The sequence below is a fragment of the Synechococcus sp. UW140 genome (assembly GCF_900474295.1).
Classification (GTDB): domain Bacteria; phylum Cyanobacteriota; class Cyanobacteriia; order PCC-6307; family Cyanobiaceae; genus Synechococcus_C.
Genome location: NZ_UCOB01000023.1, coordinates 176,202 through 198,455, shown reverse-complemented (window position 1 = coordinate 198,455; position 22,254 = coordinate 176,202). Strand labels below are relative to the sequence as shown.

The window sequence follows — 22,254 nt, the reverse complement described above, 5'->3', positions numbered from 1 at the left end:
ATGCACAAACGAGCGACGTAGGCCGTCTTCCCACCCGGGGAGGCGGCCTTCCTCTTGGCGATGAACGGCAAGGCAGCTATTGACGTCAAGGCAGCCTGCTAGCCCTGATCGACCACAAAGGGGCTCAAATTTTAGGGAGCCAAAACAACAATAAGATCCGAAAAGTGCACAGATCAAAAAAAGGCAATGTAACAACCCAAGCTGCACTGAGATCAGAACCGCCAGTGAATCATTCAGCCCTCAAAGCTAGATAGACATTCCGGATTCTTCGCCTAGCGTTTAGAGACAATGGGAGACAAGCAATGAGTCTCTCGACTCGAACACACTCATACCAATGACTCTTCTTCGGAACATTGCTCTTCCGATGTCAATGGCCCTTGCCCTGGCTAATCCGACAACCTGCTTCGCTGAGCCACAAGAGCAGAAGTGGGACGATGCCCCCGTGATCTTGACGGCGTCTGAAGACGTTACAAAGGACCAGCAAGAGAGCGAGCAAGACGACGACACCCGTGTCTATGTGGACCTCTACGGCTTTCTGCCCTGGAATACCACAACCAATATCACCGTCGATGGCAACCAGGCGCCCACAGCATCCCAGGGCCTACGTGATGTACTGACGCCAACAACAGGCGCCTTCACCGGTCGAGCTGGCATTGAATTCGGACGCTTTGGCTTTCAGCTTGGCGTCAACCATGGCTCCTCTTACACATCTGAAACTGCCTACAGCTGGAAGGAGAGCAATCCGATCCGAAATAGCGAAAAGTACTCCGACCAGTTCCCCAACCTCATCAAAAATCGCAGGGTCAAATCAGAAGGAAGTATCGGCGTTGACAACACCTTCAATCAAACCATTGTTGACCTTGCACTTCGCTACCGTGGCGGTGCAATCCCAAGCCCGCGAATGGATTCTGGCGACTTCGCCTTCATCGGGCTAGCAGGGGCAAGGATCGTTGATGCCAGCATGGATGTGGATGTGAACTTCTCGAATAAGGTCACCTTTGATGGCGTGCTTCTCGACAAACACCTTCGCAGAGAATTCAATCAATCAGCCAGCCAAACCATTGCCAATACCTGGGTGAGTCCCCTCATCGGCATGAATGCGATCTACGCCTTCAATGACCGGTGGCAGGCGTTTGTTTATCTTGATGCAGCCGGCTTCGGCGTCAGCGGCCAACAAGACATGTCGGGAACCGCGCAAGCAGGGATTGCCTACACAATCGGCAACTCCACCCAGCTCTCCCTCGCCTACAAATACTGGGGTATTGATTACGCCGGCAATGGAACAGACAATTCCTATTCAGTCACGCAAAGTGGTTTAAACCTGGGCCTTCGCCTGTTCTTTGATTGAGCCAAATTTCACCATCAACATGAGCAAACTGTCTCGGATCAACCTGTACAAACTCGGTGCCATTCTCGAGCTAGCCACTGGGGCAGCACTCGTGGTCTGTCCTGCCCTGGTCATGCAACTTCTGTTCGGGTCACCCCTCGGTTCAGGAGGTGATCACGTCGCTCAGTTGTATGGACTCGCCCTGTTGGGGCTTGGTGTGGCCTGCTGGGGTGATTCCTGTGCTGATCAGAGCCAGAAAGGGCTGATGATGTACAACAGCGTGGCGGCCATTGTGCTCATCAGCTTTGCCGTCCGAGGCATCGCCGCTGGCCTGATGGTCTGGCCGGCAGGCCTCATGCATCTTGCTCTGGGCAGTTTGATGGTTTGGGATCGCTTCTCAAGCTGATCAAGCTGATTCAGACGCACAACGAAAGCCCATATGGCATGTGGCCGTGTCGACGGTCTGCCCCATCAGTGCAGCCGGTCGAAAACGATGGCAATAATTCTCAGCGCACAGGAACGATCCACCCTTGATGATCCGACGTTCCTGCTCACCATCAGCAACGGGAAACAGCGTGGAAGTCCATTCCCAGACATTGCCACACACGTCGACCAAGCCGTAGCCATTGGCGGGGAAACTGCCCACCGGTGAGGTCCAGAACCATCCATCGGTCTGCTCGTTCTTCCAGGGGAACGGCCCTTGCCAAACGTTGGCAAGCCAACGGCCGCCGGGAGTCATCTCAGCTCCCCAGGCGTAATCCTGATCCACCAGTCCTCCCCGCGCTGCCACCTCCCATTCATCAGCGGTGGGGAGACGTTTCCCCATCCATTGCGCATAAGCGAGGGCATCGTCATAGGCGAGATGCACCACAGGGTGATCCATGCGGTCGTCGATCGCAGTGTCCGGGCCCTGGGGATGGCACCAGTCCGCACCGGCGATCAAAGCCCACCAAGACATCGGCTGGCTGCGATCCACCGATGGCGGTGGCGGAATGAACACGGCGGATTCTGGGATCTGCTCCTCCGGGGGCAGATTTGGATAGAGCACGGGATCCGGTGGTTGCTCCGAGACCGTCACATATCCGGTCTCGGCAACGAAGCGCGCATACTCCGCATTGGTGACTGGAGCAGCATCGATGGCAAAAGCCTCGAGATGAATCGAGCGGATCGGCGACTCCTCCGGGTAGAAGGACTCGGAACCGACCCGATACTCCCCAGCAGGGATGGTGATCATCGCGTTGAAGGGGTGGGGCATGACCTCGAATCAGTTCGCCTTCTGATCAGTGGGCTTAGGGAAAATCTGAATCGTGACCTTGTCAATTTGGCCGCCATAGGCGCTGTAACGGCGAGGGCCAATGGTTTTCACCGTGACCGCGGAACCACGATCAAGCCCGACATCAGCACCTTCATCAATGGAGAAACGCGATGCAATCGTCTTCTCCAAACGGCCCTCAGCAACCACTTCACCGTTGAGCATCATCCGAACGTCAGCACCCTTGCCAACACCACCGCCGTCGTAGTCAAGCTCGAAACGAATTTCAGATTGACCGTTAGGCAATGGCTTATGACTTGTGAACGTGAACAGCTCACCCATGTAATTGTAGGTATAGGAGGGCTTGTTGTTTTCGACGTACAGCGACCAACCGCCAAATCGTCCACCTTGGGAGAAAATCACGCCATCTTCATCACCTCCCTTCACATCAACATAGGCGGTCACACTGTTCGACACGTTCTTCACATTGAGGATCGAGTCTTCGACCATGTTCCAGGCATAGGGATACAAATCGATGGACGTCCGATCACCTAACAGTGTCGGACGACCGGCAACAGACGGCACCAGACGTTCAAGAAGACGATCATCAAGTGGCAACACCTGATTTTCAATCGCCTCTTCCATGAACTTCTGCTTCATGGCCGCAAGGCGATCCGGATACTGAGCCGCAAGATCATTCGACAAGCTGAAATCATTGGTGGTGTCGTACAGCTGCCAACCATCATCTGCTGCAACCGTATTCATTCTGTTCGGCGCCATCCAGGGATACATGACGGTTGTCCGCGCCATCCAACCGTTGTGATAGATGCCGCGATTGCCAATAATCTCGAAATACTGTGTGTTATGCCTTTCCTTAGCGCCTGGGTTGTCAAATGTGTAGAGCAGGCTGGTTCCTTGCATTGGGATTTGCTTAATGCCATTGATCGTTGTTGGCATCGGCAGATTGGCCGCCTCAAGAATCGTGGGGGCTACATCATTCACATGCGAGAACTGCGTGCGAATGCCGCCACCCTGCCTGATGCGCTCAGGCCAGTGGATCACGGTTCCATTGCGTGTTCCACCGAAATCACCCGCAACCTGCTTAGAAAGAGCAAAGGGTGAATTAAAGGCGATCGCCCAGCCCATGTGATACATGGGATAGGTCGTAGGCCCACCCCACTCATCAAGCTTGGCCTCCTGTTCGTCAGGTGTCTCTTCAACACCATTGAGATAGTGGTTCCAATTCCATTGACCACTTCGATCCCCTTCAACACTGGCGCCATTGTCGCCAGTGATGTAGATCACCAACGTGTTATCAAGCTCGCCAAGGTCATCGATTGCTTGAACTAAACGACCTGCTTCATGATCAGAGTGCTCCGTAAAAGCAGCAAACACTTCTGCCTGACGCGCATAGATTTTCTGCTGTTGTGGCGTGAGGCTATCCCATTTGGGAATACTGTCTGGCGCCGTGGCCATCTGAGTGCCTTCAGGAACAATCCCTGCCTTGATCTGATTCTGGAGATTGCGCTCGCGAAGAACATCCCAGCCTTCATCGAACTTGCCTTTGTATTTAGCAATCCATTCCTGACCGACATGATGCGGAGAGTGCGAACCGGCTGAGGAGTAATAGATGAAAAATGGCTTATCTGGCTTGATGGCCTTCTGCTGCCGCATCCAGCCGATCGCCTGATCGGTCATGTCTTCGGTGAAGTGATACCGATCTTTCTTCGGTGCATCCACTACGGTCACACCATCGTGGATGGTGGGTTCCCACATGTTGTCTTCCGCACCCACGAAGCCATAGAACTTCTCAAAACCCTGACGCGTTGGCCAACGCGTCTGAGGACCAGCTGCCGTGGTCTCACGGCCTGGGGTTTCATGCCACTTGCCGAAAGCAGCTGTGTTGTAGCCGTTGAGTCTGAGGATTTCTGCAACCGGCACGGCGTAATCGGGCACCACGGTGGAGTTACCGGCATATCCAGTTGCGATTTCAGGAATCGAGCCCATGTTCACCTTGTGGTGATTGCGACCGGATTTCAGCGCCGCTCGGGTCGGCGCACAGAGTGCTGTGGTGTGGAATTTGTTGTAACGCAAGCCATTCTGGGCAAGCTTCTCAGCCGTCGGCATGTTCACCACGCCGCCAAACGCCGACGGTGCTGCGTAGCCAACGTCATCGAGAAGGATGATCACCACATTGGGAGCATTGGCTGGTGCCTTGACCTCCCACTGGGGAGGCAATGGCACCTCTGAAGGGAGCACCTTGGTGACTTTTTCAGGCATCGGCTCTGCGATCGGCAGAGTCATGCGGTTCAGCGTGCCGGCGAAGGCTGGCTTCTGGCCCGCCAAGGGAGCAGACAACGTCGACACCAGAAGGAGTCCACCGCCAAGAGCGGCCTGACGCAGCAGGCTGGAAAGCTTGGTTTGTTCAGTCATGGAGAGGCAAGCGAGTGAGTTCAGGCAACGTCCTGTTCAGGACTGGGCATCGATTTGTGCAACCCATTGGCTGAGGCGCTCCTGCATGCCTTCATGGATGTCATCTCCCTTGGCTTGGGCGGAACGCAGGACGTCAGCCAGCTTCACTTTGAGGGCTTGATTTTTGCGCTCAATCTGATCGGCTTTTGCATCGGCGAAAAGCTGAGCGTCCTTGACCTTGTCGGCAATGGCATCAACGCCTCCGTCAAGACCGGTCTTGATGGAATCAGCAAGATGCTGAATCCTGTCGTGCTTTGGGGTCGACACAGATCAAGAGAAAACTCTCCTTTGGATAGATGGAGTCGAAGCAACTCGCTTGGCAATCACACAAAGATCCGCACGATCAGGACCAAGACAGGAGCAAGCAGTGGCGCGACCCTCGACCGAACACGGGCGGGCGGCTAGCCCCACCTATCGAGATTGATGGCTTCGCCTTAGACCTGACTCAGGGCCCTAGGACGGGACGCCAACTCCTGAGCTGGTCGAGCATCTCAGGAGTTTTTTTCATGGTGATGGGCAGCCGCTGGCCATCGCCCACACCAGAGCACGGCCAAGAATCCCAAAACGCAAAGAGACAACGCAGCAACGCCGCTTCGCACTCCGTTACAAATTGGCGTAACATTGCTTTACACGCTTCGAGGTTCTATGGATTCCGTCCAAGCTGCAAACGATGCATGGTTCCAGCAAGCCGCTGCTGATCAAATCAAGGGCGAACGCATGGCACGGGCCGAACTCCTGAATGGCCGCGTCGCCATGCTCGGCTTCGTCATCGGTGTACTCACCGAGGCCCTCACCGGTCATGGCATCCTCAGCCAGATCAGCTTTGGTGTTTTGGGGCTGAACTGATGTCCGATTACACGATCTGGATTTACGCCATGCTCGCCTTCGGCAGCCTGATCACAGCCGCTGTGGTATTCACATTGTCCAAACCATCGGATCTGCCCTACCTCAACAGCGACCGTTAAACGTCGATCTGTTTTCCGATGGGTTGCCAAGGCGCAAGACAGTCCACAACCTCTTGCTTTGTGGGCTGTCTATTCAGGAACACTCAAATTGACTGACACAAACTCAGTTTTGTGAGATGGTTCCAACGCCCCAAAACCGCATTTGCAATGACGTTCCTAATGCATTGGTCGTTCAAGACCGGCTATCACGAAATTGCTGCCAGAAAATTTCTGGCCACTGGTGCTCCCTTCCCTGAGTGCAAATCATGGAAGCGTTTTCATGGTCCAGGATCCGTCGAGGGATGGATCCTCGTTGAAGCCGACAATGCTGAGGCTTGCTACGAGCATGCGGCCGAATGGGCCGAATGCCTCGACTGGAAAGTAACTCCCGTTCTTGCCGATGATCAGGCTGGTCCGCTGATCGCCAAGGTTTATACCTGATCAAAAGTCAGGGCCGATGATGCATCGTCATCCACACTGTCGGAAGACGATGCATCATCGGCAACCATCTGGTTGTTGGCATCATCCAGCCAACAACCAAAGCAAAGATCTTGGTGGATCCAAAGCGCATCATTCGATCGGAAAACTGTAGGAACCGCTTCAACATCAATCCACCAAAAGATCTAATCATCTCTTGACTGAATCAAGGGCTATGCAATCATCATTCGCTGTGATCGGCTGTGGCTATGTCGGCGCCGATGTTGCTGTCAGCATGAAATATGCAGGGCATCATGTTCTCGGCACAACCCGATCAAGACAACGCTTCCGGGAACTGCATGACATAGTGCACGAGCCACACGTGCTTGATCTCACAGACCCCAATGGAGATCTGACATTTCTGGAACGACAGGATGGAGTGCTCATCAGTGTTGCGCCCACAGAAAGTATGGACGACCTCGAAGCTGTCTTCTCTACTGGCATCCGAAACCTCGCCAGAGCTTTGCGCAGCAGAACGAGCAGCCAACACCTGCATGTGACCTACATCAGTACCGCCGGAGTGTATGGCAATCAGAACGGAGACTTAGTCGATGAAGAGTCATCACTTGATGCGATCAATCCGGTGAACCGGATGCTTGGAGAAGCAGAAACTCTGTTGCTGTCCATCGACCGTCCGGACACCACCATCTGCGTATTGCGCCTAGGCGGAATCTATGGCCCAGGCCGCGACATGGTCAGCATCATCAAGCAGGCTGCTGGAGAGCAGATCCCTAAAAACGGCAATAGTATCCCCGCATGGAGCTCCCTACTCGACATCACCAGTGGAGTTCAATTTGCCTTTGACAACAACTTAGAGGGCATCTACAACCTGGTAGACGACATGCAGCTCAGCCGCCGGCAACTCTCCAACGAAATCTGTGATCTCGATGGTCTACCACCTGTGATCTGGGCCAATCAAGATTTCAAAGGTGCTCGGGCGATGAATGCCAAGGTGTCAAATCAGAAACTCAAGTCTGCTGGATTCCGATTCAAATCCCCCTCAATGCTGATGGCTTCTGTTGCCTGATCTGGCATTGCTGACACCCGCTTGATTACGTACCAACTGACACACCGATTGTGCTCTGGATTTCGCGATCCTTGATGCAATCACGCGTCGAATCATGCATGCACCTCAAGCCGTGGAGATTTTGCCCTGCACTGGCCTAAAGGCCGGTGTCGCCTTTTTTAGCGATCCACTCCCAAGCGATGAAACCTTGGTGGCTGAAGTGAGCCGATCCAGCGTTCCGGAATTGTTCTGTCATCGCCATCAAACCGATCAACTGATGGTGCTACGTGGCAGCGTCGAGCTGATTGTTCTGCAGAACCGCAGATTGCATCGCATCAGTTTGCGAGAGGACGAAGCCACCTGGGTGAGGATCCCTCCGGGCGTTCCCCACGGCGCCATCAACCGCAGCCGTCAACCCGTGGTGATGGTGAATGCCGTGCTGCGGCATGGTCCAACCGATCCCCGTGACTACCAAGCTCGGCCGGTGCCCAGAGCCCTGATCAAGCAATGGGATCAGCTGCGAGCCCACGGCTGATGGCAGCCATCAGTCGTCGTCGTCGAAATCGGGAACGACCACACGGAAGGGACGATCCTGGCCGGGGGCATCGTTATCGAGGATGAAAGAGGCGAGATCCTCTTCGATCTCGAACACCATCAGGCCGTCTTGCTCAGGATGCACGCCTGTCATTTCGGGATGACCAGACAGCAGGCCGCGCAGGCGACGCCATTCCCCCACTCGCTCGATCACCTGACGAACGACATAGTCGGCAAGGATCACCGCGACCAACACCAGGTTGATCCAAAGAAGAAGCGTCATCACCACCTCCCTCATTGCAATCACACTAGTGAGCGAACGGTGACCGCAACCACTGGCGTTGCAATGGTTGGACAACAGCCAAGGCTGGTTCAGCATGCAGGGCATCAGCCCAAGCACTCGAGCTTGACGACGGAGATGGGATGCCCATAGCCCTGCAACTGATTAGCACCCTGCTCAGCACAGTCCTGATGCTGTCCAGTCCCATCACGGTTCACCGTTCCGCCAACTGCGAGTGCTGCACCGCCTGGGAGTCACACCTCACCGCGGCCGGCTTCAGCGTCACCGATGCGGTGCATGAAGACATGGCGGCCGTCAAAACAGAGCATGGCATTGCAGCAGAACTGGAGTCGTGCCACACCGCAGTGGTGGACGGCTATGTGATCGAAGGCCATGTACCGGCCCGCTCCATCCAGCGGCTCCTGAAGCAGCGACCGGCGCTGCGCGGACTCAGCGCTCCAGGCATGCCGATGGGATCCCCCGGGATGGACGGTGAGGGCATCAACGCCGAGGCCTTCGCCGTGCTCAGCCTCGATGATGACGGCACCACCCAGGTGTTTGACCGCTACGGATCCTGAGCCCATCAGTGCGCAGGAATTAAGCCAATCACTTCATGACAGCCGAGACGCAAGAGACATAGAACGGAAGGGAAGAGCTGCCAAGTGGACGTGAAGAGACGATCCCATCTCCATAGCCCCCGTGCCTTTGACGCAGATGCCGCAAGCGACCGACCGCAGATCAGGCTCCGACTTCGAGCGCGTCAGGGCCCTTGAACGCTCCGGACTGCTCGATCAGCCCGAGGATGACGCCCTGCAGAGGCTGGTGCGTTTGACCGCAACGGTGATGGACACCCCGATTGCGCTGATCTCACTGATTGATCAAGACCGGCAGTGGTGCCTGGCCCGCCATGGGCTGAACCAGAAGCAAACACCCCGGGCTGTGTCGTTCTGCACGCACACCATCCAGCAAGACACGCCTCTGGTGGTGCCAGATGCCCGGCAAGATCCGCGTTTTTCCAACAATCCTCTTGTCACCTCAAGCCCGCACATCCGCTTCTATGCCGGCTGCCCGCTGAGGGGGAAGAAGCAGCACAAGCTGGGAACGCTTTGCGTGATCGATCGCCACACCAGAACGATCAGCCAGGCGCAACTGCAACTGCTGGAGGATCTCAGCGACATCGTCAACCGGGACCTGATCGCGCGACATGCGTTGCTGACCCACCACAACGGACTCGTGGCCAAATCAGACCTGTTCTCGTTTGTGCTGACCCGTGAACTAGAGCGTGCCGCCACAACCCAGACACCACTGAGCCTGATTGCCCTGGCCTGCGATCAACACGAAGACGTTTGCGGCGTGCTGGGCATCACCAACAGCTTGCGCTGGCTGCTCTCCATCTGCAGCATCTGTACGGACAACAGCAACGACAGCGACTTCATCGGGCTGATGGACCAGCGCATGATCGCGGTGCTTCTGCCGGACACCAACATCCAGTCAGCTCTTGCCAGGGCCGTGGCCATGCGCATGGCCCTGCGGCATTCGAGCGCAGCCATTGACCTCCCCCATGGCACGGCCAGCTTCAGCGCGATGGCACTGGAGGTGCAGAACAGGCAGATCCAGGCCTCTGACCTGTTGCAGCTCTGCGAACAGAAACTGAAGGGGCTGCAGGCCAACCTCGGCGACCAGACCGCCAGTGATTGCATCCACTGACGCCAGGCCAGTCAGCCAGCGAAGGGACACGCATCCTGCGCAAGAGCGAGCGGGTCAGCAGCCATCCTGTTGGCGGTGATCGTGCGGCCTACTCCAACTTAAAACCGCAGGATTGATCGCAATAGCCAGTGTTTAGCGTGGCAATTCGATGCATCCAACCACCAGCCAATCGGGTTGGAACATCAGGATCCCTTCCCCTGCAGATCGCCGCGCAGATGTTCTGCGGCACCAACACTTCAGCCACCACGGTTGGCACAGACTGGAGGATGCAGACCAGGCCAATTCGGACTGAATCCGAGCCCACTAAGTATCACTACTTAGGCGCGAAGGAGTAAAGAAATTCGATGCATCGGCGAAACCGAGAGCAGGCATCGCTTGAATAGATCTGTAGCAACCACTACACACGTTCACTCCGTCGTTAGGCGGAGCGCAATTCGCCTCAGGCCAGGGAACGGGGACCTGAGCTTTCGCTGGAACGACACCATGAGTGCACTTCTCTACCGGGGCAAGACCTACGAACCCCACCACAAAGCAGCCCCAAAAGCCTGCCGCGTGCTGAATTACCACCAACAGCACTACAACACCTGCCGCGAGAAGGCTCAGCGCGACCTGCATCCACAGCTGAGCTACCGCGGCGTCGCCTACGTGAAGGATCAGGTCGCCCCGGCCATCACCACTGCGGAAGCCCGCAGCCGCAACGATCGCCAAGCTTATTTCGCGATCACGCGGGATCTGGCAGAAGCCCAATTCAAGCTCGCAGACGACGAGCTTTCACGCCGCCTGTGGGACGACGTGGGTGAGCGCGAGCTCGATGTCGAGCGCATCAACAACCTGCTCTATGGCTGCACGTTCCACGACGATGACGCAGCTATGCAGGAAGCGGATGAGGCTTACCTCAAGGGCCGAAAAGACTGAACAGAACTGGTAACGCATTGGTCGCCCTCCTCAAGACAATCCGAGGGCGGTCAATGCAATCAACAACGCGAGAAATTAGAGCGGCAAGGGCGTGGGAACCCTTGGCTTATACGACCTTCCCGATTTGAGGTTGTGGTGATCAACCAAGCTGCGACGGGATTTCTCGGCTCTGGCTAAGCGAGAGATCAGAGCAGCAGTGTCGTGCTGAGAAAGATCGCCATCCTCACCCCACTTGAGGGACGACAACGGGAACACAGCATGTCCCTTCATGGAAATGTGCGCCTAATGGATTGTCACACTAGACGGATTAAATGCTGACAACCCGGAAGGAAAAATGAAGAGTTCCAGCACAACTGTGCTGGGTGGCCGATCAGGCTCCAACCGTTCAAACCTGGCTCTGCACTTGCGTGCATTCGCCGCAGCCGAACCCTGACAGCCTTTTCAAACCAAGCCGATGCGGTGCGCAACAACACAGGCTGGTGTGAGCCCGCTCACACCCTCCCAACCTTGATCGGGCGATCGTGAACGCACGGTGAAGAACAAACAAAAAGACGTCATCACCAACCCAGACCAGGCCGCGATATCCAGGGAGCCCCGCCATCACGGTGGGGCTTTCGACTAGCGCTCAAGCCGCTCAATCAAAGGCGATCACGGCTCTGTAGAGCATGGTGCCGGAGCCGTCGGTGGACGTTGCACCGGCCCCGAGCATTTCGAGGGTATGGAAACAGGCTTTGGCTTTCTGCTCCGTGAGCTGGCTGGTGGCCATCCAAGTGCGGCGGATGTCCTGCGAACAGATCGGGCGCCGCGACTGCACGGCCACCGCCTGAATCTGCTTCAGCAACTGATCAGTGATCATGGGCCCGTCGCTCTCACTGAGGCCGTTGTACCGGAGGCACTAACGCGCGGCTGTTCTTTCTGAACGCTGACGAGAGCCCCGGATCCAGGGTTTGCTCCCATTTGAGCTGGGGAATGGAAATGCTGTTGGCACCCAGCGCCCAACCGCTTCAACGGAGGCCAGCACCTCGAGCTGCCGGGATTCAAATCGTGCACATATCCCCCATTTGGGGGATGTGTTTAACCCTAGACACGGACACATTAAGGCTGAACACACCTTCGATCAAAGAAGTAAGTGAATGAATGGAGAAGCACCATGGCTCATAGATTTCTCAGCCGCTGAAGCCAACTTCCAGGTTAGACATGATCCATCACCCTCCAGGGCGAACAACCTTATGAATAACGAGAACGTACTGCCCCCATCTGAACTGGACACCGCCAGCCAAAGCTCGATCCAAGCTCAGGTTGAATACACGGGGATGAGATCCACGAGCGACTTCCCTCGAACAACCCAGGGACTCAGCCGAGCTCAACTCGAGCACCACTACAAGGCAATGCGAAACAGCCATGCCTCACTGATGCGTTCACGTGGGCAGCTGCAACGGCGTTCGAGAGAGTTTAGTGAAGCCCGGTTGAACTTCCTCAACACACTCAAGACCTACGAACAGCGGCTGGTCGCCATTGGGGAAGAAAAGGCTGAAGCCATGCGAATCGCTCAAGACATGCATCAGGAACTTGAAGCATTTGAGAACAAGCAACAAGCGCTTGATCACTTACTCCATGACCTAGAGGAAGCGAAGCAGGGGTACACCGGCTTTTGGTCGATCCTTCAAATCAACCAACTAATTGAGCGAATGAAACTTTTGCTGCGTGGAGCTAGCTGAACACCATGGGGGAACTGAGCGATCGCTTCGCAGCACTCATGGCCGGAATGGCAAAGAGCGACGCCGCGCTCTACCGAACCATCAGTGAACAAAACACCCACATCCGCCAGATGGTGGATGAGCTTGTTCCCGCTGAGGAGAACTCCACAACTGCTGCACGAACCGCCCTTCAGGCTGCGGCCCTCCTCCCGGCAGCAGAATGCGACCAAGCCCCACTAAAGAAGCGCTTCAAGAAGGCGGCAGAGGCACAGGCCTGGATCGAAAGTCAGATCGGTCCTGCACCGAAGAAGCCCACCTGGGCCGTGATTGTCCAGACCTGCAAAACAGGATCCTGGCCCGCCAAAACCACCCCCACTCGGCGATCCAAAGCCCTCACTGCCGATGAGCTCGATGCTCGCTTGATCGCCTTTGAGCGACGTCTTGATCAGCGCCTGGAGCGGATAGAAGCGATGTTGTTGCTAGTCGCAGACTCCAATACAGCGTTGCCCAGCGCATCCGATGGGAGGTGAGACGTGGTGCCTATGTCCACACAGCTGATCAAACGTAGCCAGCTATCGCTTTTCTTGATTAGCCCGGTGATCGTCGCGTGGTTGCACGGGTTGGGAGCCCGGAGGCGACAAGCCAGCCCTGCCAAATGCAGAAATCGCATCAGCTGGGCCAAACCCAGCCAAAGCAGTACAGGACAGCTATACCCACAGCAATGCGTGGTGTTTGACCCGATGGCCCATAGCGGCCAAAACGTTTGCAGCGAGGAAGAAATCAACCGCATCGAAGCATTGGTGGATGCCCTGCTGGGGGGCAGTTACCAACACGCCAAAGCCGGCGGCATCGCAGAAGGCACGCCGTAACAGGTAAATCCTGAATATCTCCCGAGCGGGGGATTCCATGCTGGACATTCTCACCAACAATCGATTCATAGGCCTGAGGCCGCCGTTAATCAATGACGATCCGCACCGAACTCACTGACACACTGATCATGCTGATCCCAGAGGATGGCAGCCGGATCAGCAACGCTGAGATCAAAGCAGCGCTGGAGCAGGAAATTGCCGAAACCATCAGCGAGGCGGAGCTGAAGGAACTCAAGGCACGAGTCATCTCAATGCAAGCAGCCGAGGCAGCAATGGGCCCCGGAGGAGGGCTGAAGGCTCCTGGAGTCGATCCACCGCAACGAACTAGAACTACTCCTAGGGAGAAAAATTCAACTGCAGCACCCCAACCAAGCGCAATCGCCCCTGGCACCACAGCGGCTTCGGTACTGACAGGGGAACTTCGCAACCAGGTTGACGGTATTTGGGATGCTTTCTGGAGTGGTGGCATCTCTAATCCAATAGAGGTGCTTGAACAACTCACCTACTTGTTGTTTATTCGCCGATTAGACGAGCTACAGACTCTCGAAGAAAATAAAGCCAATCGAACAGGAAAGTCAATCCAGCGGCAAATCTTTCCTGAGGGCAATGATCCGAAAGGGCGGCCTTATGAACAACTGCGATGGAGCCGATTTAAGCAAGCCAGCCCGGCTGAGATGTATTCGACTGTGAGTGAAAGTGTTTTCCCATTTTTACAACAAATGGGAGGAGAAGGCAGTTCCTTTGCGGATCACATGAAAGATGCCCGCTTCACGATCCCTACTTCGTTGTTACTTGCAAAAGTCGTGGATCTGCTGGACGCAGTGCCAATGCAAGACCGCGACACCAAGGGGGATATCTACGAGTACATGCTCGGCAAGCTGGCGACCGCCGGCACCAATGGCCAGTTCCGCACGCCGCGCCACATCATCGAGCTGATGGTGGCAATGACGGAACCCACACCGCGTGAGGTGATGGTGGATCCGGCCTGTGGCACCTGCGGATTCACCGTTGCTGTGGGCGAATACCTGCGTGAACACCATCCGGAAATCCTCAGCGATCCGGAATTACGTGAGCACTTCAACCATGGCTTGTTCCATGGCTTTGATTTCGACAACACGATGCTGCGCATCGGCGCGATGAACATGCTGCTGCACGGGGTTGAAAACCCTGATGTGAGCTACCGCGATTCGCTTTCAGAAGATGGCGCGATCGAGGAAGACAAATACACCCTGATCCTCGCCAACCCTCCCTTCGCTGGATCACTCGACTACGAGAGCACCAGCGGCAAGCTGCAGCGCGTCGTGAAGACCAAAAAAACCGAACTGCTGTTCATGGCGCTGTTCCTGCAGCTGCTCAAACCAGGCGGCCGCGCGGCTGTGATCGTTCCGGATGGCGTGCTGTTTGGCTCCAGCAAAGCCCATAAAGAACTGCGCCGCAGCTTGGTCGAAGACCACTTCCTTGAAGGCGTTGTCTCGCTGCCCAGCGGAGTCTTCCGCCCCTATGCCGGTGTCAGTACGGCGATCTTGCTCTTCACCAAAACCGGCCGGGGCGGCACCGATCAGGTGTGGTTCTACGACATGGCTGCCGATGGGTGGAGCCTTGATGACAAGCGTAATCCGCTGCTAGCGCTAGAGAAGCTCGGGCCTTCACCGAAGGAAGCCTTAGCCGAAGGCGAACACGAGAAGAACAACCTGCCTGACTGCCTCAAACGCTGGCGCCAACGCAAAGATTCAGAACGCGAAAGAGAACGCACCGCCCAGAGCTTCTGCGTATCTAAAGATGAAATCGCGAAAGAGGGTTACGACCTCAGTCTCAATCGCTACAAAGAAATCGTTTACGAAGAAGAAGAACACCGCCCTCCCCTAGAGATCCTTGCGGAACTGCGCATAATCGAGAAGGAAATCCTGCAAGGAATTGAAGAGCTGGAGGGGATGCTGCAATGAAATATTCTTACATTGCACTATCTGAGTGCTGTGAGTTTCTCGATCACATCAGGAAACCAGTCAAAGAATCTGAACGAATCAGTGGACCTTATCCCTATTACGGTGCGAATGGTCAGCAGGGATGGATTGACAACTACTTATTTGATGAACCTTTGGTTCTACTTGCAGAGGACGGAGGGCACTTCTTAACCCCTGAAAGAGGAATTGCATACAAGATCGAAGGAAAGAGCTGGGTCAATAATCATGCACATGTACTGCGCCCTAAGGAAGATCTATTACATGTTGAATACCTTGAATATGCTCTGAGAAATAAAGATGTGCGCAAATATCTAAGTGGTTCTACACGGCACAAACTCACCAAAACAGGTGCCAGCCAAATCGAAATCCCTCTCCCACCATTGGAGGAGCAGCGGCGCATCGCAGCGATTTTGGATAAGGCATCTAAGCTCTCGGAGGCCAGCCAAAGAAGGAAGGATCTTCTAAAGGCTTGCCCGCTATCCATTTTTATAGAGATATTTGGTGACCCTCGTCACAATCCTAAACAGTGGCCAATAATCCGCCTAGGCGAAATCTGTATAAACGAGGACGCAAGAAGGGTTCCGGTCAAGTCTGCCAACCGAAAAGCTATGCAAGGCAGATACCCCTATTACGGTGCATCTGGAATTATCGACCATGTTGACGACTATCTATTTGACGGGAAAAGACTGCTAATCGGCGAAGATGGGGCAAATCTGCTAGCTCGCTCATCACCAATTGCTTTTATTGCAGATGGAAAATACTGGGTCAATAATCATGCACATGTTTTAAACGAGAATGGTAAAGCAAAGCTTCGTTTTCTGGAATACTATTTTGCACTCATCGACCTCAAGCCTTTTGTCACAGGCTCGGCACAACCAAAACTAACAAGATCCGCACTCGATTCACTTCCTGTGCCGCTCCCTCCCATAGAGCTACAGGAGCGCTTTGTATCATTCTTGAATATATTAGACTCAAAACACGCTAGAGCCGAGATATCTGGACAGACAATTTCAAGTATTAAGAGAGCGCTTCAACATCTCGCTTTTGAGGGAGATGTACATCGATGAAAGCCACAGAAGCCAAACTCTTACAAGTCCTGGGAAACGTCTCCCAGTTCATCATTCCGATTTATCAGCGTACCTATTCGTGGACGTTGAAAGAATGCCAACAGCTCTGGGACGACATTCTCCGTGCAGGTACTACTGATGAGATCGGTGTCCACTTCATTGGCTCGGTGGTCCACATCGATGAAGGCTTGGGCACCATTGCTGTACAGGCCCCCAAGCTGGTAATTGATGGCCAACAGCGCTTAACAACAGTCACCCTGCTGCTCACTGCTCTGGCTGATGTGCTGGATCAACTCCCAGAAGAGCAGCAAGAGCCGATGGAAGAGTTCGCGCCAGCGATCATCCGTGAGACGTATCTAACCCGCAGGCACCAGAAAGGCGACAAGCGCTTCAAGTTGTTGCTCTCTGATACCGACCGCAGCACGCTGATGGCACTGGTTGATCCTGTTGGTGCAGCACAACCGAGCGAACCATCGATCCGGATTCAAGAAAACCACCAATATTTTTCGGAGGAACTTCAGCGCACCACAACGGATCTAGCGGCGGTCTGCCGCGGCATCAGCAAGCTGCTGGTAGTTGATGTCGCCCTCTCGCGGGATCAAGACAATCCGCAGCTGATCTTCGAGAGCATGAACTCCACAGGCCGGGAACTCTCCCAGGCCGATCTGATTCGCAACTACGTGTTGATGGGCCAGCCTCCTGAGTTGCAGGAGCAGCTCTACACGCGCCACTGGCGGCCAATGGAGCAAGCCTTTGGCCAAGAGGCTTACAGCGGCAATGAGTTCAGCGCGTTTATGCGCGACTTTCTCACCCTCAAAACAGCCGAGATCCCCCGGCTTGATCTGGTTTATGAGGTTTTTAAGCAATACGAACGCCAACCAGCCGTTGCCAATGCAGGCGTCGAATCACTCCTAAGCGATCTCCACACCATCGCCAACCGTTACTGCCGAGTCGTTCTCGGCAAAGAAACCGATCCCGCGCTGAAGGCTGCTTTCCATGATCTGCGCGAGCTGAAAGTGAATGTGGTCAACCCATTACTGCTGGAGCTCTACAGCGACTATGAGTCCGGCCTTCTAAGCCGCGATGAGCTTTTGGAATGCTTACGCCTCTTGGAGGCTTATGTATTCCGCCGTGCCGTTTGCTCGATCCCCTCAAACTCGCAGCAGAAAACCTTCGCCACCTTCAGCCGGTCTGTCCGGCGCGAGCCTGAGCACTACCTAGCGAGCTTCAAAGCGCATCTCCTTAATCTCCCTTCCTACCGACGCTTTCCGCCTGACCAGGAATTCCGCCGCGAGATCCAGATCCGCAATCTCTACAAATGCAACAAGAGCTGCAGTTATTGGCTCCGCCGCCTTGAGAACCACCAGCGCAAAGAGCCCATTGCCGTGGCGGATTACACGATTGAACACATCCTTCCTCAGAACCCCGAGCTCTCAGCACCCTGGCGCGATGCTCTCGGGCCGGATTGGCAACACGTTCAAGAGGAATGGCTGCATCGACTCGGCAACCTCACCCTCACCGGGTACAACCCGGAACTCAGTGACCGCCCTTTCCTCGAGAAGCGGGACCACCTTCAGGGAGGCTTTCGCACCAGCCCCCTACGGCTCAATCAGGGGCTAGGCCAGCTGGAGCACTGGGATGCCGATGCCATTCGTGCACGCGGCGAAGCACTTGCATCACGCGCACTGGAGGTTTGGGCCAGCCCGCAGCTCAGTGATGAAGCGCGGCTGCTCTACAAACCAAACAAAGACAAAAAAACCAGCTACAGCCTGAAGGATCATCCCCAGCTTTCGGATCCTCACATCGGCGAAATCTTTGCGGTTTTGGATGCCCGCATCCAAGCTCTCGATCCAAACATCACCCAAGAGGTGCTCAAGCTCTACATCGCCTACAAGGCTGAAACCAACTTCGTCGACGTAGTAGCCAAAGAAGGGCAACTACGCCTCTTCCTCAACATGCCCTTTGCTGATCTGGATGATCCAAAGGCCTTAGCCAAAGATGTGTCTGAGATTGGCCATTGGGGGAATGGCGATGTGGAGCTCGGTGTTGCCACCCTGAATGAGGTGCCCTACGCACTCGGCCTCATTCGGCAATCGCTCGAACGACAGCTCGATGACTTAGAGGGAATGAACTAAGGAATGAATGCCATGAACAATCAGCAATCTCAATACGGTCTAATCGCTAAAGAATGGCCGGAGCTCTGCAAAGAAGCTGAGCAGGTTGAGGCGTTTGCCCTCAACGATCCTCGCACCGCTTGCTTTTACGCCCGCCGCACTGTTGAGCTAATGGTGGAGTGGATTTATGAATACGATTCCACACTGCGTCGCCCATACGAGACGAATCTCTCATCTTTAATTCATAACTATGATTTTCGAGAACTGGTAGGCCCTAAACACTTCGAGAGAATTAAGTATGTCAAAAATTTAGGGAATGATGCTGTTCACAAAAATGAACCAATCAAGCAAGCGGAATCGGTTCTAGCCGCATCAGAAATCTTTCAAGTACTACGTTGGCTTGCACTTACTTATGGACGTAACGCCCAAAATATTCGTGGCCTACGTTTTGACAAAACCCTGCTACCGAAGGGAGGTCAAGTTTTTGAGCAGACGCGTCAGCAACTTGCAGCATTAGCTGATCAACTGGCTGAGCGTGATCAACAACTAAGAGCAGCTCAAGCCGAAAGCAGTTCTCATCAGATAGAACTCGAACACGCCAAGAAGGAACTCGAAGCCCTCAAAGCTGTTAACCAGGCTCAGCAGCAACCAGAAGAAGATCTCACCGAATTTCAGACCCGTCAGCTCTATATCGATCACTACTTAGAGGAAACAGGCTGGCGCCTAGATCATGGCCGCTCTGATGAAGTTGAAGTCAATGGCATGCCCAACGAAACAGGGGAAGGCTTTGTTGACTATGTGCTTTGGGGGGATGACGGTAAACCTTTGGCTCTTGTTGAAGCCAAACGCACTAGCAAGGATCCCAAGATTGGCCAACAACAGGCCAAGCTCTATGCTGACTGTTTAGAGCAACAATTCGGCCAACGGCCAATCATCTTCCTCTCCAATGGTTACCGGCATCTGATCTGGGATGACATCAATTACCCACCAAGAGACGTTCAAGGATTTTATAAAAAAGATGAACTAGAGCTCCTCATTCGGCGACGTGACAGCATCAAGCCACTGCAGGAACTCAACATCAATAAGCGAATCACTGAGCGCTACTACCAAGAACGGGCTATACGTTGCATCACTGAATCCCTCGAGAAGAAGCATCGAAAGAGCTTGCTCGTGATGGCCACAGGAACCGGCAAAACGCGCACAGTCATAAGCCTTTGTGATCTCTTGATTCGATCTAATTGGGTCAAGCGCATTCTGTTTTTGGCTGATCGCACAGCTTTGGTCAATCAGGCTGAAAAAGCATTCAAAGAACATCTTCCAGATTGTTCTCCGGTCAATTTGGTCACTAACCGGCATGGGGAAGGGCGCGTATTCCTAAGTACCTACCCAACAATCCTCAACCTAATCGACTCACAAGAAAACTCAGGTCAACGACGTTTCGGCGTTGGCCACTTTGACCTGGTTGTCATTGACGAGGCTCACCGGAGTGTTTACCAGAAGTATGGTGCGATCTTTGATTATTTCGACAGCCTGCTTGTTGGTCTAACAGCGACTCCAAAAGATGAAGTAGACAAGAACACCTACCGACTCTTTGGCCTAGACGTCGGCATGCCAACCGATGAATATGGGCTTGATCAAGCTATTGAAGATAAATACCTCACACCGTTTCGCGCAATTTCAGTTCCTCTTCGTTTTGTTCGGGATGGTATTCGATATGATGAACTTTCTGACGAAGACAAAGCGGAATGGGATGAGATCGATTGGGACGAGGGGCAAACCACACCTACCACGGTTGAATCAGGAGCCATCAACAAGTGGCTATTTAATACCGACACAGTCGACAAGGTCCTCGAGCATCTGCTGACGCATGGACAACGTGCGGAAGACAGTGACCGTATCGGGAAAACGATCATTTTCGCCAAGAACCATGATCACGCTGTTTTTATTCAGGAGCGCTTTGACGCCAACTATCCCCATTTGATTGGGCGCTGTGCACGCGTGATCGATAACCGTACGACCTATGCACAAAGCCTGATTGATGAATTCTCTGATCCAGCCAACCCTCTCGACATTGCCATTTCTGTGGACATGCTGGACACCGGTATAGATGTGCCAGAGATTGTCAACCTGATTTTCTTCAAGTTGGTGCGATCCAAAACTAAGTTTTGGCAGATGCTCGGTAGAGGAACTCGACTTTGCCCTGATCTCTTTGGCCCAGGAGAAGATAAAAGCTTCTTTTGGATTTTTGACTACTGCCAGAACTTGGAATTTTTCTTGGGACAAGGCGGCACTGAGAGCGGATCAAACCAAGAAACGATGGCAACCAAGCTGTTCAAAATCCGGCTTGATTTACTTCTTGCCTTAGATCAAGGCGGTCACAGAAATACAAATTTGGGTTTTCTGACTGATCAAACTACAGAGCTACCGAAAGATCTTGGTTCACATCGAGCCCAAATAGCAGGTCTCCTGAAAGCTGAGGTTTCTTCCTGCAATCCAGATAACTTCCTGGTTAGGCCACACCTTCAGATGGTCGAACGATTCAGCAATGCAAATGAATGGAACTCAATAAATGAAGCAGCGCGCAATGAACTCTCCAGCACGATTGCTTACCTACCATTTGGGCAAAAAAAAGATGATCCTGACGCTCGACGATTCGACCTACTGTTGTACAAGCTTCAAATAGCACACCTTCAAAACGATTCTGTCTTTCTAAAGCTACAGCAGCAAGTGCAGGAAATTGCTGGGCTCTTAGTAGAGAAAGAAACTATACCAATGGTGCTTAGCCAGCTCCCTCTTATCCAAGAAATTCAGACCAATGAATGGTGGCAAGATATTAATCCAATAATGCTTGAAAACGTTCGGCGCAAGCTTCGTTCTCTAATTGGGATTATCGAGAAGAAGGCTCGCAAGCCTGTCTACACAGACTTTGAGGATCAAATTGGTGAAGGCAGTGAAATTGATAGTACTCACTTAATCACAAATGATGAGTTCAGAAAATTCAGGCTAAAAACCAGAAATATTCTTCAACAGTATCAGGACAATTTAACTATTCAGCGTCTTCGCAGAAATCAAGCTTTAACAGCCAGCGACCTCATAGAACTTGAACAATTTCTTTTAGAGCATGGAGCTGGGTCGCAAGCAATGCTCAACCAAATCAAGGAGGAAGACAATGGCCTTGGCATCTTTGTTCGCAGTTTGATTGGTTTAGACCGCAAAGCAGCCAAGGAGGTATTTTCCGAATTCCTGACTGAAGGAATATACAACTCAACGCAGATTCAATTTATCAACGAAATCATCAATTATCTTACTCAGTATGGCGTGATGGAGCCAGAGATGCTTTATCAAGCTCCCTTTACAGACATGGCACCTGAAGGCCCAGAGCAAATTTTCCAACCAGATGAGGTAGATAAGATCTGCAATCTGATGGCTTTTATTCGCTCAAGAGCCTCATATCAAGAAGCGGCATAGAAATCCCTTGCGTTAGCAGATCGATGTGGCTGCGCACCTTCTTCAAGTGCTCCGTCAGTGCTGCTTCCCGCTGGGTTTTCAGATTCGGAGAGCGCAACGCTGAGGTGAGCGGCTGGGCTGGCGATGGAAACAACCCAAACGAGATCGCCAGAACTCTCAGCCTT

The 22,254-nt window shown here is 53.7% G+C and carries 21 protein-coding genes; 16 read left to right on the top strand and 5 right to left on the bottom strand.

What is annotated here, in order from left to right:
* Positions 1 to 364 precede the first annotated feature (364 nt).
* Both DXY10_RS09455 and DXY10_RS09450 read left to right on the top strand, forming a co-directional pair.
* Entirely contained in the window at positions 365 to 1,348 is a 984-nt protein-coding gene (locus DXY10_RS09455; protein ID WP_206749698.1) for a hypothetical protein, read from the top strand.
* 19 nt (positions 1,349 to 1,367) lie between these two features.
* A complete protein-coding gene (locus DXY10_RS09450; RefSeq protein WP_115018748.1) occupies positions 1,368 to 1,733 on the top strand; it encodes a hypothetical protein in 366 nt (121 codons plus the stop codon).
* Here DXY10_RS09450 and DXY10_RS09445 read toward each other — a convergent pair whose 3' ends face one another.
* From DXY10_RS09445 to DXY10_RS09435, 3 genes are read right to left on the bottom strand one after another with little or no spacing between them, the layout of a single operon-like run.
* Positions 1,734 to 2,582 (bottom strand): formylglycine-generating enzyme family protein, encoded by an 849-nt coding sequence (locus DXY10_RS09445; protein WP_115018746.1) that lies wholly within the window; start codon positions 2,580 to 2,582, stop codon positions 1,734 to 1,736. It lies immediately after the preceding gene.
* A gap of 9 nt (positions 2,583 to 2,591) precedes the next feature.
* Positions 2,592 to 5,012: an arylsulfatase gene (locus DXY10_RS09440; RefSeq protein WP_115018745.1), complete on the bottom strand. Its 2,421-nt coding sequence runs from the start codon at positions 5,010 to 5,012 to the stop codon at positions 2,592 to 2,594.
* Positions 5,013 to 5,048: 36 nt separating this feature from the next.
* A complete protein-coding gene (locus tag DXY10_RS09435; protein ID WP_115018743.1) occupies positions 5,049 to 5,318 on the bottom strand; it encodes a hypothetical protein in 270 nt (89 codons plus the stop codon).
* 378 nt (positions 5,319 to 5,696) lie between these two features.
* Between DXY10_RS09435 and DXY10_RS09430 the strand changes: the two genes are divergently transcribed.
* From DXY10_RS09430 to DXY10_RS09415, 4 genes are all read left to right on the top strand, one after another.
* The gene (locus tag DXY10_RS09430; protein WP_115018742.1) at positions 5,697 to 5,897 is read left to right on the top strand and encodes a chlorophyll a/b-binding protein; all 201 of its coding nucleotides are present in this window, start codon (positions 5,697 to 5,699) and stop codon (positions 5,895 to 5,897) included.
* 266 nt (positions 5,898 to 6,163) lie between these two features.
* Complete coding sequence (locus tag DXY10_RS09425) at positions 6,164 to 6,436, top strand: DUF3303 domain-containing protein (RefSeq protein WP_115018740.1); 273 nt, start codon at positions 6,164 to 6,166, stop codon at positions 6,434 to 6,436.
* Between the two features lie 211 nt (positions 6,437 to 6,647).
* Complete coding sequence (locus tag DXY10_RS09420; protein ID WP_115018738.1) at positions 6,648 to 7,499, top strand: NAD-dependent epimerase/dehydratase family protein; 852 nt, start codon at positions 6,648 to 6,650, stop codon at positions 7,497 to 7,499.
* Between the two features lie 94 nt (positions 7,500 to 7,593).
* Positions 7,594 to 8,013 carry a WxcM-like domain-containing protein gene (locus DXY10_RS09415; protein ID WP_115018737.1) on the top strand — a complete coding sequence of 140 codons (420 nt, stop codon included), beginning with the start codon at positions 7,594 to 7,596 and terminating at the stop codon, positions 8,011 to 8,013.
* Between the two features lie 9 nt (positions 8,014 to 8,022).
* Here DXY10_RS09415 and DXY10_RS09410 read toward each other — a convergent pair whose 3' ends face one another.
* Entirely contained in the window at positions 8,023 to 8,295 is a 273-nt protein-coding gene (locus DXY10_RS09410) for a hypothetical protein (protein WP_136989160.1), read from the bottom strand.
* 140 nt (positions 8,296 to 8,435) lie between these two features.
* Between DXY10_RS09410 and DXY10_RS09405 the strand changes: the two genes are divergently transcribed.
* From DXY10_RS09405 to DXY10_RS15135, 3 genes are all read left to right on the top strand, one after another.
* Entirely contained in the window at positions 8,436 to 8,870 is a 435-nt protein-coding gene (locus DXY10_RS09405) for a DUF411 domain-containing protein (RefSeq protein WP_115018734.1), read from the top strand.
* Positions 8,871 to 9,006: 136 nt separating this feature from the next.
* On the top strand, positions 9,007 to 9,999 hold the full coding sequence (locus tag DXY10_RS09400; RefSeq protein ID WP_136989158.1) for a GAF domain-containing protein: 993 nt from the start codon (positions 9,007 to 9,009) through the stop codon (positions 9,997 to 9,999).
* Positions 10,000 to 10,482: 483 nt separating this feature from the next.
* A complete protein-coding gene (locus DXY10_RS15135; protein WP_115018729.1) occupies positions 10,483 to 10,914 on the top strand; it encodes a DUF4278 domain-containing protein in 432 nt (143 codons plus the stop codon).
* A 634-nt stretch (positions 10,915 to 11,548) separates the two neighbouring features.
* On the opposite strand, the gene DXY10_RS09380 is transcribed toward DXY10_RS15135, so the two are convergent.
* Positions 11,549 to 11,770 carry a hypothetical protein gene (locus DXY10_RS09380; RefSeq protein ID WP_115018727.1) on the bottom strand — a complete coding sequence of 74 codons (222 nt, stop codon included), beginning with the start codon at positions 11,768 to 11,770 and terminating at the stop codon, positions 11,549 to 11,551.
* 277 nt (positions 11,771 to 12,047) lie between these two features.
* Between DXY10_RS09380 and DXY10_RS09375 the strand changes: the two genes are divergently transcribed.
* The 7 genes from DXY10_RS09375 (at position 12,048) to DXY10_RS09345 (ending at position 22,090) form a co-directional block, all read left to right on the top strand.
* Positions 12,048 to 12,632: a hypothetical protein gene (locus DXY10_RS09375; RefSeq protein ID WP_136989156.1), complete on the top strand. Its 585-nt coding sequence runs from the start codon at positions 12,048 to 12,050 to the stop codon at positions 12,630 to 12,632.
* A 5-nt stretch (positions 12,633 to 12,637) separates the two neighbouring features.
* The gene (locus DXY10_RS09370; RefSeq protein WP_115018724.1) at positions 12,638 to 13,141 is read left to right on the top strand and encodes a hypothetical protein; all 504 of its coding nucleotides are present in this window, start codon (positions 12,638 to 12,640) and stop codon (positions 13,139 to 13,141) included.
* Positions 13,142 to 13,351: 210 nt separating this feature from the next.
* Complete coding sequence (locus DXY10_RS15025; RefSeq protein WP_256359478.1) at positions 13,352 to 13,480, top strand: hypothetical protein; 129 nt, start codon at positions 13,352 to 13,354, stop codon at positions 13,478 to 13,480.
* A gap of 92 nt (positions 13,481 to 13,572) precedes the next feature.
* Positions 13,573 to 15,423: a class I SAM-dependent DNA methyltransferase gene (locus tag DXY10_RS09360; protein WP_244282194.1), complete on the top strand. Its 1,851-nt coding sequence runs from the start codon at positions 13,573 to 13,575 to the stop codon at positions 15,421 to 15,423.
* A complete protein-coding gene (locus DXY10_RS09355) occupies positions 15,420 to 16,508 on the top strand; it encodes a restriction endonuclease subunit S (RefSeq protein ID WP_115018722.1) in 1,089 nt (362 codons plus the stop codon). Before DXY10_RS09360 ends, DXY10_RS09355 begins: the two co-directional genes overlap by 4 nt.
* Entirely contained in the window at positions 16,505 to 18,643 is a 2,139-nt protein-coding gene (locus tag DXY10_RS09350) for a DUF262 and DUF1524 domain-containing protein (protein ID WP_115018721.1), read from the top strand. The genes DXY10_RS09355 and DXY10_RS09350 overlap by 4 nt, the downstream gene beginning before the upstream one ends.
* Positions 18,644 to 18,655: 12 nt before the next feature.
* The gene (locus tag DXY10_RS09345) at positions 18,656 to 22,090 is read left to right on the top strand and encodes a DEAD/DEAH box helicase family protein (protein WP_115018845.1); all 3,435 of its coding nucleotides are present in this window, start codon (positions 18,656 to 18,658) and stop codon (positions 22,088 to 22,090) included.
* Positions 22,091 to 22,254: the final 164 nt, after the last annotated feature.